General features: G+C 72.9%; 21 protein-coding genes. 14 read left to right on the top strand and 7 right to left on the bottom strand.

The window, feature by feature from the left end; all coding sequences use genetic code 11:
* Positions 1–455: 455 nt before the first annotated feature.
* From OO60_RS36805 to OO60_RS36795, 3 genes are read left to right on the top strand one after another with little or no spacing between them, the layout of a single operon-like run.
* A complete protein-coding gene (locus OO60_RS36805; protein ID WP_003083275.1) occupies positions 456–1583 on the top strand; it encodes a hypothetical protein in 1128 nt (375 codons plus the stop codon).
* Positions 1580–2491, top strand: coding sequence for an ABC transporter ATP-binding protein (locus OO60_RS36800; RefSeq protein ID WP_003083277.1), 912 nt, complete (start codon positions 1580–1582; stop codon positions 2489–2491). Before OO60_RS36805 ends, OO60_RS36800 begins: the two co-directional genes overlap by 4 nt.
* On the top strand, positions 2488–3330 hold the full coding sequence (locus OO60_RS36795; RefSeq protein ID WP_003083279.1) for an ABC transporter permease: 843 nt from the start codon (positions 2488–2490) through the stop codon (positions 3328–3330). The genes OO60_RS36800 and OO60_RS36795 overlap by 4 nt, the downstream gene beginning before the upstream one ends.
* On the opposite strand, the gene OO60_RS36790 is transcribed toward OO60_RS36795, so the two are convergent.
* Together OO60_RS36790 and OO60_RS47985 are read right to left on the bottom strand one after the other, a co-directional pair.
* Positions 3320–4126: a lipase family alpha/beta hydrolase gene (locus OO60_RS36790; RefSeq protein ID WP_003083281.1), complete on the bottom strand. Its 807-nt coding sequence runs from the start codon at positions 4124–4126 to the stop codon at positions 3320–3322. The genes OO60_RS36795 and OO60_RS36790 overlap by 11 nt on opposite strands.
* A 212-nt stretch (positions 4127–4338) precedes the next feature.
* Positions 4339–4479 (bottom strand): hypothetical protein, encoded by a 141-nt coding sequence (locus tag OO60_RS47985; protein WP_003083284.1) that lies wholly within the window; start codon positions 4477–4479, stop codon positions 4339–4341.
* A 186-nt stretch (positions 4480–4665) separates the two neighbouring features.
* On the opposite strand from OO60_RS47985, the gene OO60_RS45595 reads away from it, so the two are divergent.
* Entirely contained in the window at positions 4666–4830 is a 165-nt protein-coding gene (locus tag OO60_RS45595) for a hypothetical protein (protein ID WP_240490695.1), read from the top strand.
* Here the strand turns inward: OO60_RS45595 and OO60_RS36785 are convergent.
* Positions 4827–6011, bottom strand: coding sequence for a glycoside hydrolase family 64 protein (locus OO60_RS36785; protein ID WP_033263081.1), 1185 nt, complete (start codon positions 6009–6011; stop codon positions 4827–4829). The two genes, OO60_RS45595 and OO60_RS36785, sit on opposite strands and share 4 nt — an antisense overlap.
* 37 nt (positions 6012–6048) lie before the next feature.
* A complete protein-coding gene (locus tag OO60_RS36780) occupies positions 6049–6942 on the bottom strand; it encodes an EamA family transporter (protein WP_003083294.1) in 894 nt (297 codons plus the stop codon).
* Positions 6943–7048: 106 nt separating this feature from the next.
* On the opposite strand from OO60_RS36780, the gene OO60_RS36775 reads away from it, so the two are divergent.
* Positions 7049–7546, top strand: a complete 498-nt coding sequence (locus OO60_RS36775; protein WP_003083295.1) for a MarR family winged helix-turn-helix transcriptional regulator — start codon at positions 7049–7051, stop codon at positions 7544–7546.
* On the opposite strand, the gene OO60_RS36770 is transcribed toward OO60_RS36775, so the two are convergent.
* Positions 7543–8487 carry an MBL fold metallo-hydrolase gene (locus OO60_RS36770; RefSeq protein ID WP_003083296.1) on the bottom strand — a complete coding sequence of 315 codons (945 nt, stop codon included), beginning with the start codon at positions 8485–8487 and terminating at the stop codon, positions 7543–7545. The genes OO60_RS36775 and OO60_RS36770 overlap by 4 nt on opposite strands.
* Positions 8488–8925: 438 nt before the next feature.
* Between OO60_RS36770 and OO60_RS36765 the strand changes: the two genes are divergently transcribed.
* The 4 genes from OO60_RS36765 to OO60_RS36750 are packed head-to-tail and all read left to right on the top strand — an operon-like array spanning position 8926 to position 12736.
* Entirely contained in the window at positions 8926–9402 is a 477-nt protein-coding gene (locus tag OO60_RS36765; RefSeq protein WP_003083297.1) for a PTS sugar transporter subunit IIB, read from the top strand.
* Between the two features lie 6 nt (positions 9403–9408).
* Positions 9409–11028 carry a PTS system mannose/fructose/sorbose family transporter subunit IID gene (locus OO60_RS36760; protein ID WP_033263078.1) on the top strand — a complete coding sequence of 540 codons (1620 nt, stop codon included), beginning with the start codon at positions 9409–9411 and terminating at the stop codon, positions 11026–11028.
* Between the two features lie 11 nt (positions 11029–11039).
* The gene (locus OO60_RS36755) at positions 11040–11432 is read left to right on the top strand and encodes a PTS sugar transporter subunit IIA (protein ID WP_004562120.1); all 393 of its coding nucleotides are present in this window, start codon (positions 11040–11042) and stop codon (positions 11430–11432) included.
* Positions 11429–12736: a hypothetical protein gene (locus tag OO60_RS36750; protein ID WP_004562119.1), complete on the top strand. Its 1308-nt coding sequence runs from the start codon at positions 11429–11431 to the stop codon at positions 12734–12736. Before OO60_RS36755 ends, OO60_RS36750 begins: the two co-directional genes overlap by 4 nt.
* Positions 12737–12740: 4 nt before the next feature.
* Here OO60_RS36750 and OO60_RS36745 read toward each other — a convergent pair whose 3' ends face one another.
* Together OO60_RS36745 and OO60_RS36740 are read right to left on the bottom strand one after the other, a co-directional pair.
* Positions 12741–13511, bottom strand: coding sequence for a GntR family transcriptional regulator (locus OO60_RS36745; RefSeq protein WP_004562118.1), 771 nt, complete (start codon positions 13509–13511; stop codon positions 12741–12743).
* A 333-nt stretch (positions 13512–13844) separates the two neighbouring features.
* Positions 13845–16928: an AfsR/SARP family transcriptional regulator gene (locus tag OO60_RS36740; protein ID WP_033263077.1), complete on the bottom strand. Its 3084-nt coding sequence runs from the start codon at positions 16926–16928 to the stop codon at positions 13845–13847.
* An 85-nt stretch (positions 16929–17013) separates the two neighbouring features.
* On the opposite strand from OO60_RS36740, the gene OO60_RS36735 reads away from it, so the two are divergent.
* The 5 genes from OO60_RS36735 (at position 17014) to OO60_RS36715 (ending at position 22330) form a co-directional block, all read left to right on the top strand.
* Positions 17014–17628 carry a thioesterase II family protein gene (locus tag OO60_RS36735; protein WP_003066634.1) on the top strand — a complete coding sequence of 205 codons (615 nt, stop codon included), beginning with the start codon at positions 17014–17016 and terminating at the stop codon, positions 17626–17628.
* A gap of 142 nt (positions 17629–17770) precedes the next feature.
* Positions 17771–19015, top strand: a complete 1245-nt coding sequence (locus OO60_RS36730) for an MFS transporter (RefSeq protein WP_244885632.1) — start codon at positions 17771–17773, stop codon at positions 19013–19015.
* Between the two features lie 623 nt (positions 19016–19638).
* Positions 19639–20616: an ABC transporter substrate-binding protein gene (locus OO60_RS36725; protein WP_003072708.1), complete on the top strand. Its 978-nt coding sequence runs from the start codon at positions 19639–19641 to the stop codon at positions 20614–20616.
* A gap of 222 nt (positions 20617–20838) precedes the next feature.
* Positions 20839–21630: an ABC transporter ATP-binding protein gene (locus tag OO60_RS36720; protein WP_033263076.1), complete on the top strand. Its 792-nt coding sequence runs from the start codon at positions 20839–20841 to the stop codon at positions 21628–21630.
* On the top strand, positions 21623–22330 hold the full coding sequence (locus OO60_RS36715) for an ABC transporter ATP-binding protein (protein WP_033263075.1): 708 nt from the start codon (positions 21623–21625) through the stop codon (positions 22328–22330). Before OO60_RS36720 ends, OO60_RS36715 begins: the two co-directional genes overlap by 8 nt.
* Positions 22331–22357: the final 27 nt, after the last annotated feature.

Here is a 22357-nt window from a genome sequence, read left to right as displayed (position 1 = left end):
AGCCGGGCCCGCAACACAGAGCGCAACGCGAGAGAGCAGCGCAACCTTGCGGGCCCGGCTCAAAGTGATAGGCCTCAATCAGGCGACGGGATGACCACCCTGCGGCCCACCTCACCAACGGGAGATGACAGCGGCACGAGTGGTCATCCCAGAGCCTGCCCGTCCGGCGAGGACATGCTTTTGTCTTTTGCCGCGGCAGAATTCCCTGCCGCGGCGGAGAGGCGGGTCCGACCTCCCCCGCCCCTCCGGTGGGAGTGTCAGCCGGCGGTCGGGTTCGTCAAGGCGGGAAAGCGTGCCTTGACAAACCCGACCGCCGGCTGAAGGGAAGGCTGGGATGAGGGGCGGGGGAGGTCTGGTGAGTTCGTGCTCGGCTTCCGCTGCCGGCCGCCGGTCCGCTTCGTCGGTCGGCCCGGGCTCGTTCCATGGCGTACAAATGATGCTAGAGGTGATGCCGGATGACACCCTCGCCTGCGCGGTGGGAAAAGCGGCGCCGGTGGGCGGTCGTTGCCACCCTGGCCGTCCTGCTCGTCTCCAGCCCCTCCATCCTTACCGCGCTTGCCCCCGCCGGAGCGGCCACCGATCCGGGCAAGCTGCGTGCCCTCGTCCTCGACTCCGCCGGGAAGCCCTACCAGGGTTACGCCGAAAGCGTTGGCTCGCTCGCCCTGCCGGAACTGCCGAACCTGGGTGCCGTCACCGCTCTCTTCTCGATGCGGACGCCCATGCGCGTCTGGTACGCCGGGCCTGATCGGTACCGGGTCGACATCCTGGGTACCGCCGGTGAGCACGATGTCTACCGGCTGCCCGATGGGGAGTACACCTGGGACTACGGCGACAACACCCTCACCGAGCTGATCGGCGATCCCGGTGTCCGGCTGCCGAGGGGCGGTGACCTGCTGCCGCCGGAGCTTGCGCGGCGGGTCCTGCGTGCCGCCCGTGGTGATCCGGTGAGTGCGCTGCCCGGGCGGAATGTTGCCGGGGTTGCCGCGGCCGGGTTCCGGGTCGTTCCCGCCGATCCGGATACCACCATCGGGCGGGTGGACGTCTGGACCGACCCCGCCACCGGTGTTGCCGTGCGTGTCGAGCTCACCGCGCGGGGGCAGGAGACCCCGATTCTGGTCACCGAGTTCCAGCAGCTCGACCAGGCGACTCCGGTCGTCGAGGCGCCGCGGCCCGTGCTCGGGTCCGGGTTCACCGTCGCGAGCGCTCCGGATGTTGCCGACACCCTTGGCGCGTACAGCCAGGTGCCGCTGCCTGCGCGGCTCGCCGGGCGTTCGGTGACGTCGTCGGACTTCGGGGGTGTTCAGGGGGCCGCGTTGTACGGCAGCGGGCTGGCCTCCTTCGTCGTGATCGCCGTGCCGCGGACCGTTGCCAACGCCGCGAGCGATGCCGCCGGGAAGGCCGGTGCGGTGCAGGCCAAGCTGGCCGCCGGGAGCGTTGTGCAGCTGTCGATCACTCCGCTTTCCCTCGGCATCGTGCGGTCGTCGGTGTCGCGGCGCTCCTACCTGCTGGCCGGGACCGTGACGCCCGCCGTGCTGAAGTCCGTGGCCGATGAGCTGTCCCGGCTGCGCCGGAGCGGGCCGTGATCGTCACGCGCGGGCTGACCAAGCGGTACGGCCGCACCGTGGCCGTCGACTCGGTCGACCTCGAAGTCCGGGAGGGTGACCGCTACGGCTTCCTCGGGCCCAACGGCTCGGGCAAGACCACCCTGGTCCGGATGCTGCTCGGCCTCGTCTACGCGACGGCCGGGGAGATCGAGGTGCTCGGGAAACCGGTGCCGAAGCGGGTCGCCGAGGTGCTGCCCGACGTCGGTGCGCTCGTCGAGGGGCCGGCCGCCTACCCGCACCTGTCCGGGCGGCGGAACCTGGCTCTGCTCGACGCCGCCGGGCGCGGTGGTGGGCGGCGCACGCGGCGGCGTCGCGTCGGGGAAGCCCTCGAACAGGTCGGGCTGGGCGGGGTCGACCAGCGGCCGGTGAAGGCGTACTCGCTCGGCATGCGGCAGCGGCTCGGGCTCGCGGGCGCGCTGCTGCGGCGGCCGCGGCTGCTCGTCCTCGACGAGCCGACCAACGGGCTGGACCCGCAGGGCATCAAGGAGATCCGGGAACTGCTGGTGGCGCTGAACGCGGGCGGCACCACGGTGTTCCTCTCCAGCCACCTGCTGGCCGAGGTGGAACAGCTGTGCACGCGCGTCGGCGTGGTCGACCGGGGCCGGCTGGTGCTGGAGGAGGACCTGGCGACACTGCGGGCGGTGACCGGCCGGGTCCTGGTCGGCACGCCGGACCCCGCCGCGGCGGCCGCGGTGCTCGACGGGCAGCTCGAAGCCCGTGACGGCGACCGGCTCGTCATCCGGCACGACGACCCGGCGGCGCTGAACGCCCTGCTCGTCGAGGCGGGGGTGCGCGTGACGTCCATCCACGCCGAGCAGCGGACGCTGGAACAGGTCGTGCTCGACGTGACGGGTCCGGGCTCGGACCGGTTCGGGGCGGCCGGATGATCGGCGTCGAACTGCGGAAGCTCGCGCTGCGGCCGCGGGTGTGGTTCAGCGTGCTGTTGCTGTGCCTGCTGCCCGCGATCGTCGGCGTCTTCCTGGCGACGGCCGACTTCGCGCCGCCGCCCGGGCAGGGCGGGGCGTTCCTGTCGGCGGTGGTGAACGACGGCGCGCTGTTCCCGGCGGCCGCGCTCGCGCTGGTGCTGCCGTTGTTCCTGCCGATCGCGGTCGCCGTCACCGCGGGTGACGCGATCGCCGGCGAGGCGGCCGCCGGCACGCTGCGCTACCTGCTGGTGCGCCCGGTCGGCCGGACGCGGTTGCTGGGCGCGAAGATGGTGGCATTGGCCGTGTACGTGACCGCGGCGATCGTCATCGTCGTGCTGACGTCACTGGTGCTCGGGGTGTTCCTGTTCGGCACCGGCGGCACGCCGGGCGTCGCGGGCCCGGGCGGCCAGCCGTCCGGGGTGACGTCGTTGTCGGGGCAGTCGCTCAGTTCGTCCGCGCTCGGCCTGCGGCTGCTGGGCGCGGTGACCTACATCGTCGTGTCGATGCTGGGGTTCGCCGCCATCACGGTGTTCCTTTCGACGGTCACGGACTCGGCGCTGGGGGCCGCGCTCGGCGGGCTCGCCGCGCTGATCATCAGCACGGTGCTGGAGACGCTGGACGCGGCCGCGTCCGTGAAGCCCTACCTGCCGACGCACTACTGGCTGTCGTGGATCGACTTCTTCCGCGATCCGGTGCTGTGGCGCAACATCGACAACGGGCTGCTGCTGCAGGCCGGCTACATCGTCGTGTTCTTCGGGGCCGCCTGGGCGAACTTCGCGACGAAGGACGTCACGAGCTGAGGCATTCCGCGGGCGGTTCGAGCGGGGTGGTGCCGAGCGCCTGCAGGACGATTTCGGTGACGGCGGGATCGGTGGGCAGGTCGCCGTGGGCGGCGGTGTTGCCGGGGCACACCTCCTGCAGGGAGACGTTGACGGCGCCGTCGAGCCGGGCGGAGTCCGGCGGGGTGACCGTCTCGTCGCGGTCGGTCCAGAGCGACAGCCACGGCAGGGTCGGCGGGACCGGCTGCTTGGCCAGCTCCTGCAGCAGGCTGCTGCCCGGCGCCAGCTGCACGCACGCGGTGGGGCAGGCGCCGGGGACCAGCGCGCCGCCCGCCGTGGCCAGGCCGGTGCCGTGCATCGGCGCGCCGAGCGTCACCACCCGGCGTGCCTGGTGCAGCCCGCCCTCGCGGCTGACCCACAGCCGGGCCACGACACCGCCCGCGGAGTAGCCGACGACGTCGACCGAAGGCGCGCCCTGTTCGTAGGCCTTCTCGACGGCGTCGGCGAGGACGCCGGCCTGTTCGACGAGGTCACCGGTGCCGTCGCCGGCCAGGGTGAGCACCTCGGCGGGACGGCCGGTGGCCTGCCGGATCCGCTCGGCGAGGGTTTCCAGGGCGTCCCGGCCGCCGCCGTAGCCGGGGACGAGCAGCACGGGACCGGGCTTGTCCTGGTCCGGCACACCGGTTTCCGGCGCGGCCTTCGCCCCGGCGGTGACGACGAAGCCGGCCACGGCGACCGCGGCGAGGACACCGGCGACGCAGCTCAGCATCAGCCGCCGCCGCGGGCTGAGGCCGCCCCACCAAGCCGTGATCCGCACAGTCCCATGATGACCCGGCTCAGGCTCGGCCGGTGTGATGGAACCCGGAACTCGCGTGATCGGAGCCGGAACCCGCGTGATCGGACCCGGAACTCGCGTGATCGGAGCCGGAACTCGCGAGTTACGGCCCGGATCACGCGAGTTACGTTTCTGATCACGCGAGTTCCGGCCCGGATCACGCGAGTTCCGGCCCGGATCACGCGAGTTGCGGGTCAGCCGGCGCCGTAGCAGACGTAGCTTGCCGCGGCGGGGGAGTCCGGGAGGTCGAGCAGGCTCGCGTACCGGTCGACGAGGGCGTCCCAGGCCGCCTGGTCGCCGCGCGCGGCCGCCTCGAGCAGGGTCGTGGTGTCCACTTCACCTCCGGTTGCCCCGCTCAGCCTAACCAGAAGCGGCCCTGCGGACCGGTACGCCATGGGGGACTCCTTCGCGTCTTCCCCCCGCTCAGCCGATCCGGTGAGAGCGCGGGAAATACCTGAACCGGCGATCGGCGTGTGCCGTGTGCCCGGTGGGAGTGGTGGAGTCGGATCGGGGTGAGGGTCGTGCGGACCGTCGTGCTCGTCGTGCTCGTGGTGGACCTGGTGGCGTGCGGTCAGCCGGTGGTGGAGGTGACGGGCACGGCGGTGCCGGTGCCGGTGCGCACCGGCACGCCCCCGGGCGAGCTGCTCGGGGATACGCCGGTGGCGCCGGTCGTCGTGAAGCTCTAGTTGAACGGGTCCAGCGTCAGGTAGGCGGTCGCCGGATTGCCGTCGTTGACCAGGGATTCGTAGTGGCCGACGTCGTCGAAGGCGAACGCGTACGCCCTGCCGTCGGCCATCTGCGCGTGGACCTTGCGCGCGTACTGGTTGGTGACGGCGTCCTGGTAGAACCCGGCCGAGCCGGTGTCGGGCTGGTTCGCGTTGGTCAGCAGCGTCGAGCGGTTGAAGCCCGCGCAGAGCGTGCGCGAGATCTGCCCGCGGACGTCGTTGGGTGCGTCGAGGTTCTTGTAGCAGCCGAAGACGCTGTCGGAGTCCGGCTTCTGGAACGCCGTCACGAACCCGCCGGCGGTGTTGGTGAAGTTCATGGTGTTGCCGGAAACCCGGCCGTAGTACTTGACGTTCGGCTGGTCGGCCACCGGCGTCACGGTCAGCGTCGACGAGCTGTACTTCGTCCAGACGCGGTTGATGTAGTCCTGCAGCACGGTCGCGGGCAGCGCGCCGGCTTCGATGCCGTGGCTCGGGGCCAGCGCGCGCAGGACGGTGCCGTCGGAGCGGGTCCGGATCAGGTTGGCCCAGCCGCCCGCCTGGCTGCGCAGAGACGAGTAGAAACCGTTGTAGCCGCCTGCTTTCAGGTGCCCGGTGCTCTTCGTCGTGCCGCCGACCGGCTGCACGCCGACCGCGTACGGCGCGGAGAACATGTCCACCTGGGTGCTGTTGATCCAGAGGCCGCCGTCGTTGAGCGTGTACTCCGACCAGTTGAAGAGGATGTTGACGTTCGGGTCCGACGGGTTCTGGACCGCCGGCTGCACCAGCCCGCCGGTGGCGAGCTTGAAGACCAGCTTCTGCCCGTAGGAGAAGTAGATCCGGCCGGAGAACTTCGGGATCCGGATGGTGATCGACTGGCCGTTCGCGGGGCCGGGGATCGACGCGTCGGGCGCCGGGATCGGCGGGACCGCGCCGCCGGGCCAGGCGTGGAACCCGCCGTTCGCGTCGGCCCAGCCCTGCTGCCCGGTCGCCAGGTTCGTGCCGAGGTCGTAGAGGTAGACGGGGTCGCTGCGCCCGGAGTTGTTGGTGATCTTCAGGGGGATGGTCGCCGGGACCGCCTCGGCGGCGGGGGCGGTCGCGGTGACCACCGCGAGTGCCCCGGCCAAGACCGCAAGCCGTTGCCACAAGGACGTTTTCGTGCGCACTGGCACCTCCTCGTCGAGGCCGATGATCGCAAGTTGTTCAGACCATTTCAGCGTCGGTGTCCCGGTGAGCGGTTGTCAAAGGCTGATAATTATCAGCCCCCGTCCGGCCCAACGGCTTCCGTTGCGCGACCACGACGGCGGCGAGCACGATCGCCGCGCCGAGCAGCTGCCACGGCGTGAGGCGCTGGCCGAGGACGAGCCAGCCGAGCAGCGTCGCGACGACCGGGCTCAGCAGCCCGAGGAACGTCACGTGCGTGGCGGACAGGGCGCGGATGCCGCGGAACCACAGCGCGTAGGCGAACGCGGCGCCGATCAGGCCGAGGTAGGCGTAGCCGGCGAGGTTCGCGCCGGACAGCGATGCCGGCGGAGCGCCTTCGACGGCCAGGGTGACCGGCACGAGCACCAGCCCGCCCGCGACGAGCTGCCAGCCGGTGGTGGCCAGCAGCGGCGCCGGTGACGTCCAGCGCTTGCTCAGCACGACACCGGTGGCCATCACGACCGCGCCGCCCGCCGCGGCGGCCACCCCGATCGCGTCGAGCCGCGCGGTCGACTGCAGGACCAGGAGGCTGACGCCGGCCACCCCGGCGACGCCGGCGAGCACGGTCCGCCGGGTCAGGCGTTCGCCGAGCAGGCCGGTGGACAGGCCCGCGACGATCAGCGGCTGCAGGGCGCCGAGTGTGGCGGCGACTCCGCCGGGCAGCCGGTAGGCAGCCACGAACAGCAGCGCGAGGAACGCGCCGATGTTCAGCGTGCCGAGCACGAGCGACCGCCACCACCAGTCGCCCTTCGGCAGCCGCCGGGTGAGCGCGACCAGCAGCAGCCCGGCGGGCAGGGCGCGGAGGACGGCGGCCAGCAGCGGGCGCCCGGGTGGCAGGAATTCGGTGGTGACGAGGTAGGTGGTGCCCCAGATGGCCGGGGCGAGGGCGGTCACGAGGAGGACCCCGAGTCGATTGTTTAGCACTAAGGCAGATTACCTCAGTGCTAAGCTAAATGGCTACCATCTCACTTACCGCTAAGACATCCGTTACGCTGTGCGGATGGCCGACCACGTGGACCGGGTCCTCGAGCAGTGGCACGCCGAGCGTCCCGACCTCGACGTTTCCCCGATGGCGGTGATCGGCCGGCTCTCCCGGCTCAGCGCGCTGGTCGACGCCGAGCTGCGCCGCACGTTCGCCCGCCACGACCTCGACCGCGCGTCCTTCGACGTCCTCGCCACCCTGCGCCGCAGCGGGCCGCCCTACCGGCTGACCCCGACGGAGCTGATGCGGTCGGCGATGGTGACGTCCGGCGCGATCACCCAGCGCCTCGACCGGCTGGAGGCGCGCGGCCTGGTCGAGCGCAGCCCGAACGAGGCCGACGGCCGCGGGGTCCGGGTGGCGCTGACCGAGGCCGGCGGCGAGCTGGTCGACCGGACGCTGCCGGACCACGTGGCGACCGAGCACCGCATCCTGGCGGCGTTGAGCGCGGACGAGCGCGACGAGCTGGCCGCGACGCTGCGGACGCTGCTGGAGAGCCTGGGCGGCCCGGTGGCCTAGGAGATCCGCCGGATCGCTTCGCCACCCAGCAGGGAGTCGAGGTCGATGCGGCCGCCCGCGGCGGCCAGCACCGCGTCGATCGCCAGGTCGACGTCCAGCTTGCGGCCGTGCTGGTCGGCGTACGCGCGCATCAGGTTGCCGATGTGCCGCTCGGGGTTGCGCCACGACGGCCAGCGCAGGGACGCCTGCTTCGCCAGCTTCGTGAAGTTGGACTGGCGGGTCGTCGCCTCCAGCAGCCACTCGAGGTAGACGCGCATCCCGTGGAAGGCCGTGTGGCCCGGCGTCGCCACCGGGCCGTGGCCGGGCACCAGGGTGCGCGGCCGGAACGTGTCCTGGAGCCAGTCGAGTGCGTCTAGCCAGCCGGGGATCGAGCCGTGCACCGCCATCGGCGTGTCGCCGATGAACACCAGGTCGCCGGTGAACAGCGTGCCCGAGCGCGGTTCGTGCACCACCAGGTCGCCCGCCGTGTGGGCGACGCCCGGCACGGCCACGATGTCGACCGTCGCGCCGCCGAGGTCCAGCTCCTGCCAGCCGGTCACCGGCCGGACCGCCGACGGCTCGGGCGGTTCGAGCACGCCCCAGCTCGTGTACGTGAAGACGTTGCCGTAGGTCTGCGGGCCGGCCTTGACCAGGTCGAGGCTGCCGGGGGCAGCCAGCGCGGTGCCGCCGTCGCGCAGGGCGACGCCGAGGCCGTTGTGGTGCTCGCCGTGGGCGTGCGTGATGACGACCGTGAGCTCCTGCTCGCCCGCGTATTTGCGGACGTCGCGCAGGAGGTCGAGCGTCGCCTGCTCGGTGCCGCAGGTGTCGACCAGCGCGACGCCGTCGCTGCCCTGGATCCAGCCGCTGTTCGCGACGAACCACTCGGCCGGGCTCTTCACGTACGCCACCACTCCCGGCCGCGCGTGCCGGAGCGGGACGATGTTCGATCTGACGGCCGGCATGCTTTCCTCCCCTGGGCGGACGAAGCGTTAACGACGACGACCGGACCAGGTTGCGCGGATTCCGGCGGGAATGTCCGGCCGGCTGGCGGTCTAGACCAATGGGATCCTAGGAGTAGCTCCGGGGGCTGTCACTGACAGGACCGGACACCGGCGGGTGAACTTTCCCCGTCGATTCCCCGCGAATTTCGATCGGGCGACCGTGCGAGAATTTTTCGGATTTCGCCGTGGCCAGGGTCTTGACAGTCGATCACGACCGTCCATACTGGTATATACCTTTATGGGAGGGTCCGGGCCGAAAAAAGAGGGGGACTTCGCGCTCACGGGCCGACGGAAGGTCTGAGGGGTCCTTCCGTCGGCCGCGCGAAGGCCGGTCACCGGCAGTGTTGACACAGATACTGGTACGAACCAGTATGTCTCCTGCCGTCCGGGAGGAGAAACATGACGGGGGCACATGTCCGGATCGACAACCGGCTGATCCACGGTCAGGTCACCGTCGCGTGGACCCGCCGCCTCGGCGTGCGCCGGCTGGTCGTCTGCAACGACGACGTCGCCGCCGACGAACTCCAGTGCATGCTGCTCCCGCAGGCCGCCCGCGGACTGCCCACCGACGTCCTGTCTGTCGTGGCCACGCTGGCCGCCGAGCCCGGCGCGGACGCCATGATCATCGCGAAGCACCCCGAGGACGTCTTCCGGCTCGTCGAGGGCGGGCTGCGGCCCGAGATCGTCAACGTCGGCAACGTCGCCCCCCGTCCGGGTGAAAAAAGCAGCATGGTCACCCGCTCGGTCGCGGTCACCGCGGACGAGGCCGACGCCTACCGCAAACTCGCCGCCGCGGGTGTCCCGCTGGTCACGCAGCTGCTGCCGCAGGACAAGCCCGCCGATTTCGTCTCGTTGCTCGACCGGAAAGGGCTCTAGCTCCGCATGCTCGTCGCGTTGGCCCTGACCCTCTGGGCGATCTACTGCACGTACGACGGCCTCGGGCCGTTCCTCATCTACGCCCAGCGCCCGCTGATCGCCGGCTCGGTGGCCGGGCTGATCACCGGCCATCCGCTGCTCGGCCTGCTGATCGGCGCGACGCTGGAGCTGGCCGCGCTCGGCGTCTACACCTACGGCGGCGCCACCATCCCGGACTACCAGACCGGCGCGATCGTCGGCACCGCGCTGGCCGCGGGCGCCGCCGGTGCGCCGGCGGCGCAGGCCGCGATCGGGATCGGCGTCGGGCTGCCCGCGGCGATCCTGCTCTCGGCGCTGGACCCGGTGGGCAAGATGGTGACCACCGCGCTGGTGCACCGGGCCGACGGCTACGCCGCCGACGGCAACGCGCGCGGCCTGGCGGTGATCCACTGGGTCAGCCTGGTCCCGTGGGTCGCGGTCCGCGCGATCCCGACGTTCCTGGCCGCGCTCGCCGCGTCCGGCGGGCTGGTCAAGGACATCACCGCGAGCATCCCGGCCGGGTTCGTGCAGGGCATGACGCTCGCCGGGTCGCTGCTGCCGGCGGTCGGCTTCGCGCTGCTGCTCGGCATGATGGAGCTGTCGCGGTACTGGTACCTGCTGCTCATCGGGTTCGTCGGGTTCGCCTACCTGAAACTGCCGGTGCTGGGGATCGCGCTGGTCGGCGTCGCGGTCGCGATGCTGTTCGTGACATTGAAGCGCGACGAACCGGTGCTCGCGGTGCCCGAGGCCGCGGCCGAAGAGCCCGCCGCGGACCCGCGGCTGACGAAACAGGACCTGCGCCGCGCGTTCCGCCGGTACTTCTGGTCCAGCCAGATCTCCTGGAACTACGAGCGGATGCAGGCCCTCGGCTTCGCGTACTCGATGGAACCCGTGCTGCGCCGGCTCTACCCGGAGAAGGCCGACTACGTCGCCGGCCTGCAGCGGCACCTGCAGTTCTTCAACACCTCCGTGCTCGTCGGCGGCCCGCTGATCCTCGGCTCCAGCGTCGCGCTGGAGGAGGCGGGCACGCCGAAGTCGGCGGCGAGCACCAAGGTCGCGCTGATGGGGCCGCTGGCCGGCATCGGCGACACCGTCGTCTTCGCGCTCTACAACAGCATCGTCTTCACCATGGGCGCGTCGTGGGCGCTGCAGGGCAACTGGCTCGGGCCGGCCTTCGCCGCGGTGATGGTGCTCGTGCCGTACGCGCTGATCCGGCGCTGGCAGTTCGGGTTCGCCTACCGCGAGGGCAAACGGCTGGCCGGGCACCTCGCCGCCGGTGCGCTCGCGCGCGTCGCCCAGGGGGCGACCGTGCTGGGGTTCGTCGTGCTCGGCGGGTTCATCCCGTCGATCGTCAAGGTCGTCACCACCCTCACCTACCGGCAGACCACCACGGTCCAGGGGCAGCCGGTGACGCAGTCGGTGGCGATCCAGGACCGGCTCGACGAGCTGCTGCCGTTCCTGCTTCCGGTGCTGGTCACGGCCGGGGTGTACCTGCTGACGGTCAAGGCCCGGCTGCGGCCGGTCTGGGTCATCGGCATCGTCGTCGTCGCCGGGGTCGTCCTGGGGTGGCTCGGCTGGTTCGCGCCGTCGGCCCCGGCGAAGAGTTAGGGGGAGCCGTCATGTCCGTCCCGATCATCCTGGCCGGTCACGGCCGCCTGCCCTCCGGTGTCGGGGAGGCCGCCGAGATGATCCTCGGCCCGCAGTCGCGGCTGAAGGTGTGCGAGCTGAGCCCGCGCGACAGCCCCGAGGAGTTCGGCCGCCGGGTGCTCGAGCTCGCCCACGACGCCGACGGCGTGCTCGTGCTCGCCGACCTGCACGGCGGCTCGCCGTTCAACGCCGTCCGCGCGCTCGCCGCCGGCCCCGGCCCGCGCATCGAGCTGGTCTCCGGGCTGAACCTGCCGATGCTGCTGGAAGTCCTGCTGCACACGACCGACGACGTCACCGAGCTCGCCGGGGTGGCCCGCGCCGCCGGCCGCGACGGCGTCGTCGACGTCCTGGAATCGACCTGGTGACCGCCGCGCTCCTGCTGGCCGCGCAAGACGTCCGGATCACGCCGGGACCCGGGCACCGGCTCGGCGGTTACCTGGCGAGACACGGCGTCGCGACCGGCACGCACGACGACCTCGAGGCGTCGCTGATCTGGCTGTCCACCGAGGACGACCCCGGCGTGGTGTGGGTGGCGCTGGACGCGCTGGCGGTCGACGCCGGACTGACCCGCATCCTGGCCGACGCGGTCGCCGCGGCGGTGGAGATCGACCCCGACCGGGTGCTGGTCTGCGCGTCGCACACGCATTCCGGGCCGGAGGGCTGGACCGGCCAGCTGCACCCCGGGCTGCCGGGGCAGCGCGACGCCGGGCTGGTCGGCCGGATGGCGGAGAAGGTCACCGGCGCCGCGCTGCGGCTGCGCGCCTGCCGCGGCCGGGTGCGGGCGCGCTGGCACGCGGGCGAGACGGAGGCCGTCGGCGGCAACCGCTACCGGCCCGACGGGCCGCACGACACGTCGTTCGGCGTCCTCGAACTGCGCCGCGACGACGGCAGCCCGGCCGCGCTGCTGTTCGACTACGCGAGCCACCCCACCGTGCTCGGCCCGGACAACCTCGCCTGGTCGGCGGACTGGCCGGGCGCGACCCGTCGCGAGCTGGCGACGCTGGTCGGGCAGCCGGTGGCGGCGTTCCTGCAGGGTGCGGCGGGCGACGCCAGCTCCCGGTTCGTCCGCCGCGGCCGCGACCACGCCGAGGTCCGCACGCTCGGCGGCCACCTGGCGACGTCGATCGCGCGAACGCTCGCGGCGGTGTCGTCACCGGCCGCGGCCGCCGGCCCGGTCCGGCTGACCCGGTCCACGCTGCACCTGCCCTACCGCGAGGTGCCGTCGCTGGAGGACAGCGTGGAGCTGCGCGACGCGGCGGAGGCGGAGTGGCAGCGCGAGCTGGCCCGCCACGGCGAGGACCACCCGGCGGTCCGCATCGCGCAGACCCGCTACGAGGGCTGCGCGATGCTCGCGACGATGGCGGCGGGCGGCCGGCCCACCGGCTGCGCCGAGGTGCCGGTCAGCGTGGTGTCGCTGGGGGAGATCGCCTGGCTGCACACGCCGTTCGAGCTGTTCGCGTCGCTGGGCCTGCGCATCCGCCGCGGCAGCCCGTTCCGCCACACGCGGGTGATCGGCTACACGGACGGGTACCTGGGCTACCTGCCGGACGCCGACGGCCACCGCGACGGGATCTACGAGTCGTACGTGACGCTGTTCGGCCCGGAGTCCCCGGACGTGCTGGTGGAGCACTGCCTGCGGGTGCTGCGGGCGCACCAGTCCGGCTGTTGACGCCTCAGGAGGCCGGGCTGCGCCGCGCCTGGGTGAAGACGGTGTAGCGGTCGGCCCGGTACAGCGACCGGCCGGCTTCGATGACGCCGCCGCTCTGGTCGTGCAGGGTGCCTTCGATGATCAGGCACGGCTGGGTGGCTTCGATGCCGAGCAGGGCCGCGTCGCTGGTGTTCGGCAGTACCGCGGAGATCGCGGTGTCGTTCCACTCGGCGCGGACGCCCCAGCGTTCCTCGATCGTGCGGTGCAGGGACTGGGTTTCCCAGTCGAACAGCTCGATGTCCGGGAACCGGTCGACGGACAGGTTGGTGCGTTCGACGGCGAACGGCTCGTCCTCGACGTACCGCAGCCGTTCCAGCCGGAACACCCGCGCACCGGGCGGCACGTTGAGCCGGCCGGCGATGCGCGGGCCCGCGCTCTCGACCTCGGCGTGCAGCACCTTGGTCTTCGGGACCACGCCGCGGGCCTGCATGTCCTCGGTGAACGAGGTCAGCATGTCGATGTGCGCGGCCTGCCGTTCGGCGGTGAACGTCGCGGTGCCGTGCTGGCGGTAGAGGACGCCGTCGGCGACCAGCCGGTTGACCTCCTGCCGCACGGTGCCGCGCGCCACCTGGAAGTGCTCGGCGAGGAACCGTTCCGACGGCATCAGCCGCCCGGGCCCGGCTTCGGTCGCGACGCTTTCCAGGATTTCGCGCAGCTGGTCGCCTTTCGGCCGCCCCGGCTGCAGCGCGTCCGGGAGGCGCAGATCGCTCGCGGGAACGTGTTTCGGACGGGGCATGACTTCAGTATGTCGCGCGGCGCCCACGGAGGTAACACCCGCCGCGGCTGAGACCAGGTCGGGGAGCGGCGGGGCAAAGCCGCGGCAAAGCCGCTTTTCCCCGGCTTGCCCCAGCCCGGTGGTCGTGAGTGGTAAGGCGAGTTAGAACTCGCCTTACCACTCACGACCACCGGGGCGGATCGGCCGGAACTGTCGGTCGTCGCCGGTAAGCTGGATACCGGGGGCCGGAGGCGTCGCTCAGCCTGGGGCGCGGGTCGGGCTGGGGCTCGGTCGGCCTGGGGCTTGGCCGCTCAGGCGGGCCAGGAACTGCGCCGCGGTCGGCCTGGGGCGCGGTTAGCCTGTGGCTCGGCCGCTCAGGCGGGCCAGGAACTGGGCCGCGACCGCCTCGCCCGTCACGTGGCCCACCGCGCGGTACAGCCCCTGCGACTCGCGGGCCGTTCCCTCCGCCAGCATCGAGCGGCCCGCCGCTGCCTGGACCGCCGCCAAGCCCAGCAGCGCCTCCGCTTCCACCACGCGGAAGCCGCCCGCGCGGGCCGCGTCGAGGGCCGTCCGGGCGTGCTCGCCCGCCTCGGTCGCCCGGCCGCCCGCCGCCAGGACCCTGGCCAGCGTTGCGGCCGCTTCCGCCAGCTGGCCGCGGAGGCCCGACTCCGCCGTCAGTGCCCTCGCCTCGCGCAGGACGCGCTCCGCCGCGCCGAGGTCGCCCCGGCCCTCCTCGGCCCGGCCCAGCGCGATCAGCGCCGCCGCCTCGACCTGGCGGTCGCCGTCGCGGCGGACGCACTCCAGGGCCGCTTCCGCGGTGGCCACCGCCGCCGCGTGGTCGCCGTGGGCGATCCGGAGGGCGCTCACCACGTTCAGCGTCGTCGCCTCGCCGAAGCTGGACCCCACCTCCCGGAACGCCTGCAACGCCTGGTCCAGCACCTCCCCGGCCTGCTCCAGCCGGCCCGTGGCGAGCAGGATCGAGCCGAGGTCGGCGAGGTTGGCCGCCTCCCAGAACGCCAGGTCCTCCTTGCGGGCCAGCGCGATCGCCTCGACCAGGCAGTCCTCCGCCTGCTCCAGCCGGCCCAGCTGGCGGTAGTGGCAGCTCAGCGAGTTCAGCGCCAGTGCTTCACCCGACCGGTTGGCCAGCTCGCGGAACAGCTGGATCGCGCGCCGGCTGTGCTCCACCGCCTCCGACAGCCGCCCGGTCCACTCCAGCATCGCGCCGAGGTTCGCGACCGCCGTCGCCTCGCACTGCCGCCAGCCGCACGCCCGGCTGGCCAGCACCGCCTTCTCCGAGTGCCGGATGCCTGCTTCGTGCTGGCCTTCGCGGAAGTACGCGCCGCCGATCGACAGCTGCACCAGCGCCTCGGCGGGCTGTGCGCCCTTGTCCTGCGCCGCGCGCAGCACGATCGGGGCCAGCTCCAGCCACTCCGCGCGGCGGCCGTGGTCGTGGAAGAACCGCCGCAACGCGTCGGCGAGGTACCAGGCGCCCGGGTACGGCCCGCGCGCCGCGGCCTGCCGCAGCGCCGCCGACAGGTTCGGCACCTCGACGTCCAGCCAGGCCACGGCCGAAGCGGCGTCGGCGAAGACGACCGGGCTCGGCGCCGACGGCGCGTCCTCGCGGGGGAGCGCCACGATCCGCGCGCCCAGCAGCGCCACCGCCGCGTCCGCGGCCGCGCAGTAACCGGTGAACAACCGCGCCCAGGCCTCCTCGCGCGCCGGTTCGTCCTCCTCGGCGCGGACGCACTGCTCGGCGTAGCGGCGGGCGAGGTCGTGGAACCGGTAGCGGCGGGGCGCGTGCGCCTCGAGCAGGTTCGCCGCGGTCAGCCCGCGCAGCCGGCGCGTCGCGTCCTCGGCCGGCGTGGCCAGCAGCGCCGCCGCGTCGACGGCCGTGAAGTCGGTGCCCGGCACCAGCGCGAGCAGCCGGAACGCCTGCCGCAGCCCGGGCGGCAGCGCCTGGTACGACACCGAAAACGCCTTGGCGACGGCGCTTTCGCCGTCCCCGTCGAAGCCGAGCTGGGCCAGTGGGTCGCCGCGCAGCTCGTCGACCAGCTCGCCGATGCTGGCGACGCCGGTGTTCGCCGCGGCGATCCGCAGGGCCAGCGGGTGGTGGCCGCAGAGGCGGGCCAGCTCGGCGGCCGCCTCCGGTTCGGCGGCCGTCCGGTCGCCGAGCAGGGCGGTCAGCAGCGCCCGGGAGTCCTCCTCGCGCAGCTGCGCCAGCCCCAGCGACCGCGCGCCGACGCGGGCGACGAGCTCGTCGAGCCGGTGCCTGCTGGTCACCAGCACCCGGCCCGACGACGGCAGCAGCGGCAGCACCTGCGCGGTGTCGCGGGCGTTGTCCAGCACGACCAGCGCCTGCCGGTCGGCCAGCAGCGACCGGTAGAGCTTGCTCTGGTCGTCGACCCCCGGCGGCACGTCCCGCAGGTCGACGCCGAGGGTGCGCAGCAGCTGCGCGAGCGCGGCGGCGGGGGTGAGCGGCTCGTCGTCGGCGTCGAAGCCGCGCAGGTTCACGTACAGCTGGCCGTCGGGGTAGCGCGTCCGCGCGGTGTGGGCCCAGTGCACGGCCAGCGCGGTCTTGCCGACGCCCGCGGTGCCGGTGATCACCCAGACGTCACCGGGTTCGTCGAGCGCGGCCAGCTCCGGCGCGCGGCCGGCGAACCCGCGGACGTCCAGCGGCAGCTCGGCGGGCCGCGGCGCGACCGGGGCGGCGGGCGGCGCCGGTTCGCCTTCGCCGCGCAGGATCCGCAGCCGCAGGTCCTGCAGCGCCTGGCCGGGTTCGATGCCCAGCTCGTCGACCAGCAGCTCGTGCGCCCGCGCATACGTCTCCAGGGCCTCCGGGGTCCGGCCGCAGCGGTGCAGCGCGAGCATCAGCGCGGCACGGAGGCGTTCGCGGAACGGGTGCTCGTCGACCAGCCGCCGCAGTTCCCCGACGACCTCGGCGTGCCGCCCCGACCCGAGCTCCTGCTCGTACAGCTCCTCCAGCACGACGAGCCGGCGTTCGGCCAGCGCCGGGCCTTCGTGCGCGGCCAGCTCGTCGCTCACCCCGCCGAGCGGGGTGCCCTCCCATAGCGCCAGCGCGGCCCGCAGGTGCGCGACGGCGTCCGGCCCGGACGTCGCCCTGGCCTTCGCGACCTCGTCCTCGAACACGTCGAGGTCGCGCTCGCCGGGGGCGACCTCGATCAGGTAGCCGGACGCGCGGCGCACGATCACGTCCCGGCCGAGCAGCTTCCGCAGTTCCGAGATGTGCACCTGGAGCCGCCCGCGCACGCTCGGCGGCGCGTCCGCGCCCCAGGTCAGGTCGATGAGGCGGTCTTCGGTGACGACCCGGTTCGGGGTGAGCAGCAGCGCGGCCAGCACGGACGTCTGCTTCCGGCCGCCGGGCGGGACCGGGCCGCTTTCGCCGGGAACGGTGATCGGCCCGAGCAGGCGGTAGCGCACATATACCCCCGGAAGGCGGACCGAAGCGGAACGGAAGTGCCGTGATCGACCCTAGCCGTGGACAGCTGGGAAGGGAGGCCACGGGGTGGACCGAGACGACGCGGAGCGCCTGTTGTTCGTGTGTTTCCCGGAGGGCGGCGAAGCGGCGGGCCGCTACCGGGCCTGGCGCGATCCCCGGATCGCGGTGCACGTCGTCGAGCTGCCCGGCCGGGGCGGCCGCCGGGAGGAGCACCCGTACCGGGACATGTGGCTGCTGGTGGAGTCACTGGCCGCGGAACTGGCCGGGGCACTGGCCCGCCCGCACGTGCTGTTCGGCGCGGGGCTCGGCGCGCTCGTCGCCTACCGGCTGGCCCAGCGGCGGGTGGCCGCGGGACTGGGGGTCCCGCGGGCACTCGTCGTGGCGCACCAGGCCCCGCCGGACCGAGCCGCGCACGCGGTGCCGGACCAGGCGGAGCCGGCCGACGTCAGCCTGCTGGTCAGCGACGGCCACGTGCCGGTGGCGCCACCGCTGCCGTGCCCGATCCGCGGGTTCGGCGAGCCGCAGGTGATGACGGGCTGGGGCGAGCACACCAGCGCGGGGTTCGTGCTCACCCCGGCCCGCGCCCAGGACAGCACGGCGCTGCTGCGCGACGCGGTGCTGCGGGCGGGTTACCTGATTTCGGCGCTGGCCGGGCCGCCGCCGAGGCTGACGGAGGCGTAGCGCGGCGCGGGTCCGCCGGGACGAGCACGCCGGCGCGGGGTGCGTGCTCGTCCCGGTTCGGGCGCTGTCCCGGGGGTTCCATCGCCGCGAGACCGGGCCGGGCGAACCCGCGCCGAAGATGCATAAGCACTGTTACGATCGGGTGCGTGATCCGGCCGTGCTGACCCGCGCCCTCGTCGACCTCGTTCCCCTTCGCACCTCTCCGGCGTTCCGGCGGCTCTGGGTGGGCCGCGCCTTCTCCGGCTTCGGGTCCCAGATGACCCTCGTCGCCGTGATGTTCCAGGTCTGGGACCAGACCCGGAGCACCGTGTGGACCGGGGCCGTCGGGCTGGCGCAGGCGCTTCCGCTCGTCGTGTTCGGGTTGTTCGCCGGCTCGCTCGTCGACCGCGCCGACCGGCGGAAGGTGGCGCTCGTCGCCACCGCCGGGCAGGCCGGCTGCTCGGTCTTGCTCGCCGTGCAGGGGTTTGCCGACCGCGTGCCGGTGGTCGTCGTGCTGGGGCTGGTGGCCGGGCAGTCCTGTTTCGTCGCACTCGGCGGCCCGGCGGCGCGCACCTTCGTCCCGCGGCTGCTGCCGCCGGAACAACTGGCCGCCGGGCTCGCGCTGAACCGGATCGCCTTCCAGGGCGCGATGCTGCTCGGCCCGGCGCTCGGCGGGCTCTTCCTCGGGCTCTTCGGCGTCGGCGGCTGCTACGTCGTCGACGCGCTCACCTTCGGCATGGCCTTCTACGGCCTCTTCGGGCTGCCCGAGATGCGGCCCGGCGGCGAACCAGCGCGGCCCGGCGTGGGCGGGGTGCTCGACGGCCTCGCCTTCCTCGTGCGGACGCCCGTCGTGCGGGGTGCGCTGCTCACCGACCTGGCCGCCACCGTCCTGTCCATGCCGATCAGCCTCTTCCCGCTGGTCAACGCCGAACGCTTCGGCGGCGACCCGCGCACCCTCGGCCTGTTCCTCTCCGCCGTCGCGGCCGGCGGGGTCGCGGCGTCGGTGCTCTCCGGCACCTTCACGCGGCGGGCGCGGCCGGGCCGGGTGATGCTCGCGGGGGCGGCCGCCTGGGGCGTCGCGCTCGCCGGGTTCGGCCTGGCGCCCGGCGCGTGGCCCGCACTGGCCTGCCTCGTCGTCGCGGGCGCCGCCGACACGGTCTCGGTGGTCTCGCGCGGTGCGCTCGTCCAGCTGGCCACCCCGGACGCGCTGCTGGGCCGGGTCGCCGCGGCCGAGCAGATCGTCGGCCAGGCCGGTCCGGACGTCGGCAACCTGCGCGGCGGGCTCGTCGCCGGCGCGACCTCCGGGACGTTCGCGCTGGTCAGCGGCGGGGTGCTGTGCCTCGTGGCGGTCATGGCGGTCGGTGCGGCCACTCCCGGCCTGCGCCGCTTCGTGCCGCCTGCTAACTGATTTCCGGTGCGCTGGCGGGGGGTGTTCCGCGCCGAATTCGCCGACGACCCGGCGGCGGCCGCGAAAATCGCGTCCCGGCCCCCGAAGCACGCCGGCTGGTCCGATCGGCCGCTGCCGGATTGACCCGTCCGGACCTGTCGGACAACCCGCCGCGAGCAGGGCGTCCGTCGCCGGAAGGTGTCCGGCCGCAGGGTTCGGTTCCCCATTCTCGATCAATTCCGGCAAGTGTCCATGAATTGTCCAAGAATCGGAATTCCGCTCGATTTCTTCGGAAACCTATCGGATCGTCGAGGTTGTGTGGACTTTCTCGTGCCGGTGGTCGAGACCCTGTTTTCCGCCGCTTTTCGGTGTCCTCGTACCCGTCGAGCCTGGCTGCGACGGGTGTCACCTGCGGTGGCGAGATCACGAAACCTTCCTGCTCAACGTGGGTTTGTTCCCCTCGGGCGGACTGACGCTGTCAGTAGGTAACCCGATCGCCCTCTTGTCACTCTTTCGCGTGAACGTGACGTGACATATTTCTCGGCAACGCAATTGCGGCCCGGGAAATCGTCATCTACAGTCCGGCTGATCCCGGCCGAACGAGCCGTATTCCGTGATCCGCAGAATCATCCCCGAGGAGTGGCATGCCCCAACGCCCCTCGACGCGCCGGCTCGCCGTGCTCGCCCTGATCGCCGTCCTGGTGACCGGGTGCAGCCAGCTCAAGGGCTCCACCGCCGCCGGTGCCGTCGAAAAGCCGTCGATCCGGGTCGCGATCCTCACCACCGTCGACCTCGCCACCCTGTGGCTGGCGCAGGAGGGCGGGTACTTCAAGGCCGAGGGCCTCGAGGTGCAGACCGACGTCGGCGCCAGCGGCCAGGAAACGCTGCAGCGCATGGTGAGCGGCCAGGACGACCTCGCGCTGTCCACCTACCCGCTGTTCTTCCTGGCCAAGAACAGCGGAACCGCGGACATCAAGCTGGTGGCCGACGGCACGTCGGCGAGCCCGCGCAGCAACGAGGTCGTCACCGTGCCGAACTCGCCGGTCAAGACCGTGAACGACCTCGTCGGCAAGCGCATCGCCATCAGCTCGAAGAACGCGGCTTCGGACGTGCTGACCCGGTCGGTGATGCACGACCACGGCATCGACGCGAGCAAGGTGCAGTGGGTCCCGATGCCGCTGCCGGAGATGGGTGCCGCGCTGGCCCAGGGCCGGGTCGACGCGGCCTACCAGCCCGAACCGTTCCTCACCCAGGCCGCCAAGACCGCCGGCGCGTACCCGGTGGTCGACGCGGCCAGCGGCAGCACCCAGGCGTTCCCCCTCACCGGCTACGGCGCCACTGCCAAGTGGGTCCAGGATCACCCGAAGACGGTGCAGGCGTTCCAGCGCGCGATGGTCAACGCCACGCGCGCCGCGGTGGACCGGTCCCGGATCGAGCCGCTCGTCGTCCGCAACGCCAAGGTCGACCAGGACATCGCCAGCCTGATGGTGATGCCGGCCTTCGGGTCCACTCTGGACGCCCGCCGCATCCAGCGGGTCCCGGACCTGCTGCAGCAGCTGGGCGTGGTGCAGACGAAGATCGACGCCTCCTCGATGATCGCCCCGCAGGCCGGCACCGGCTGAGCCGGGACGGGCCGCGAAGGGCGGGTGCGCGAGTTCGCGCACCCGCCCTTTTCGTTGTGCCACCGGGAAGTTTTCCCGGTAGCCGGCCATCGTGAAATTTTCGGACCGCCGGTGGCGAGTCCGGTTTCGGCGCTTCGCACCTTGACACGACCGCCGTCGCACCCCAGTCTCTTCATACCGACCGCGCGGTACGTCGGTGTCCACATGGTGAGAGGGTCGACGATGACGCTTCCCGGCGAGGACCTCCTCGTGGCCGACGGCCTGACCGTGCGCTTCGGCGGTCTCACCGCCCTGCACGACGTCCGGCTGAGCGTCGGCGCGGGCACCGTCGTCGGGGTCATCGGGCCCAACGGCGCGGGCAAGACGACGCTGTTCAACGTCATCTGCGGCTTCGTCCGGCCGCAGGCGGGGCGCGTGCTCTGGCGCGGGCAGCCACTCGTCCGGCACCGGCCGGAGCACCTCGCCCGGCTCGGGATCGTCCGGACGCTCCAGGGCCTCGGCCTGTTCCCGGGGCTGACCGTGCTGGAGAACGTGCTGGCGGGCGCGAGCCGCCACGCCCGGACCGGCGTGCTCCCGGCCCTCGCCGGCGCCGGCCGCGCTGCCCGCGACGAAGCCGGCCTCGCCGAACGGGCCCGCGCGGTCCTCGGCGAGCTCGGCATCGCCGACCTCGCCGGCCGCTTGCCCGGCGTCCTGCCCTACGGCGTGCGCAAACGCGTCGCACTCGCCAGGGCGCTGGTGGCCGAACCGGACCTGCTGCTGCTCGACGAACCGGCGAGCGGGCTCTCGGCCGCCGAGCTCCACGAGCTCTCGACGTTGATCCTCTCGCTGCGCCGGCAGATGGCGGTGGTGCTCGTCGAGCACCACATGGACCTGGTGATGGAGGTCTGCGACCGGGTGGTGGTGCTGAACTTCGGCGAGGTGATCGCGGCCGGCACCCCGGCGGAGATCCAGGCCGATCCCCGCGTGACCGAGGCGTACCTCGGCGACCCCGCCGAGGAGGCGCCCGGTGCTTGAGATCGAAGACCTTTCCGTGGCCTACGGCGCCGTCCGGGCCCTCGACGGCGTCGGCGTCACCGTCGAGCGCGGCGGGATCACCGCCGTGCTCGGGGCGAACGGCGCCGGTAAGACCACGCTGCTGCGGACCATCAGCGGCCTGCAGCCCGCCCGCGGCGGCCGGATCACCTGGGACGGCCGGGAACTCACCGGCCTGCCGCCGGACCGCATCGCGCGCGGCGGGGTCGCGCACGTGCCCGAAGGCGGCGGGGTGATCACCGAGCTGACCGTCGACGAGAACCTCCGGCTGGGCGCGCTGTGGCGGCGTGACCGCGCCGACCGCGCCGCCGCGCGCAAGGAGGTGTACGAGCTCTTCCCTGCCCTGGACGAACGTGCGGCGAAACCCGCCTCGACGCTGTCGGGCGGAGAACGGCAGATGCTCGCCATCGGCCGTGCCCTGATGAGCCGGCCCGGGCTGCTGCTGCTCGACGAACCCTCGCTCGGGCTCGCGCCGCTGATCACCGCCCGGATCATGGGGATCCTGCGTGACCTGCGCGCGGCCACCGGGCTCACCGTCGTGCTCGTCGAGCAGAACGCGCACAGCGCGCTGTCGATCGCCGACCGGGGGTACGTCCTCGCGCTCGGCCGGGTGGTGGCCGTCGACACCGCGGCGGAACTGCTGGCCGACGACGGCCTCCGCCACGCCTACCTCGGGTTCTGACCGTCCACAATGGAGGTGACCGGTCCG

Origin of the sequence: Amycolatopsis vancoresmycina (assembly GCF_000716785.1) — a bacterium.
In the GTDB taxonomy this organism is placed as follows: Bacteria; Actinomycetota; Actinomycetes; order Mycobacteriales; family Pseudonocardiaceae; genus Amycolatopsis; species Amycolatopsis vancoresmycina.
This window is presented reverse-complemented; position numbering and strand designations above follow the sequence as displayed.

Bases quoted from the DNA above. Each gene is read 5' to 3' on its own strand.
- OO60_RS36755 (WP_004562120.1), top strand. From the start codon at position 11,040: ATGTCCGTCCCGATCATCCTGGCCGGTCACGGCCGCCTGCCCTCCGGT.
- OO60_RS36805 (WP_003083275.1), top strand. From the start codon at position 456: ATGACACCCTCGCCTGCGCGGTGGGAAAAGCGGCGCCGGTGGGCGGTC.
- OO60_RS36720 (WP_033263076.1), top strand. From the start codon at position 20,839: ATGACGCTTCCCGGCGAGGACCTCCTCGTGGCCGACGGCCTGACCGTG.
- OO60_RS36775 (WP_003083295.1), top strand. From the start codon at position 7,049: ATGGCCGACCACGTGGACCGGGTCCTCGAGCAGTGGCACGCCGAGCGT.
- OO60_RS36745 (WP_004562118.1), bottom strand. From the start codon at position 13,511: ATGCCCCGTCCGAAACACGTTCCCGCGAGCGATCTGCGCCTCCCGGAC.
- OO60_RS36765 (WP_003083297.1), top strand. From the start codon at position 8,926: ATGACGGGGGCACATGTCCGGATCGACAACCGGCTGATCCACGGTCAG.
- OO60_RS36760 (WP_033263078.1), top strand. From the start codon at position 9,409: ATGCTCGTCGCGTTGGCCCTGACCCTCTGGGCGATCTACTGCACGTAC.
- OO60_RS36725 (WP_003072708.1), top strand. From the start codon at position 19,639: ATGCCCCAACGCCCCTCGACGCGCCGGCTCGCCGTGCTCGCCCTGATC.
- OO60_RS36770 (WP_003083296.1), bottom strand. From the start codon at position 8,487: ATGCCGGCCGTCAGATCGAACATCGTCCCGCTCCGGCACGCGCGGCCG.
- OO60_RS36795 (WP_003083279.1), top strand. From the start codon at position 2,488: ATGATCGGCGTCGAACTGCGGAAGCTCGCGCTGCGGCCGCGGGTGTGG.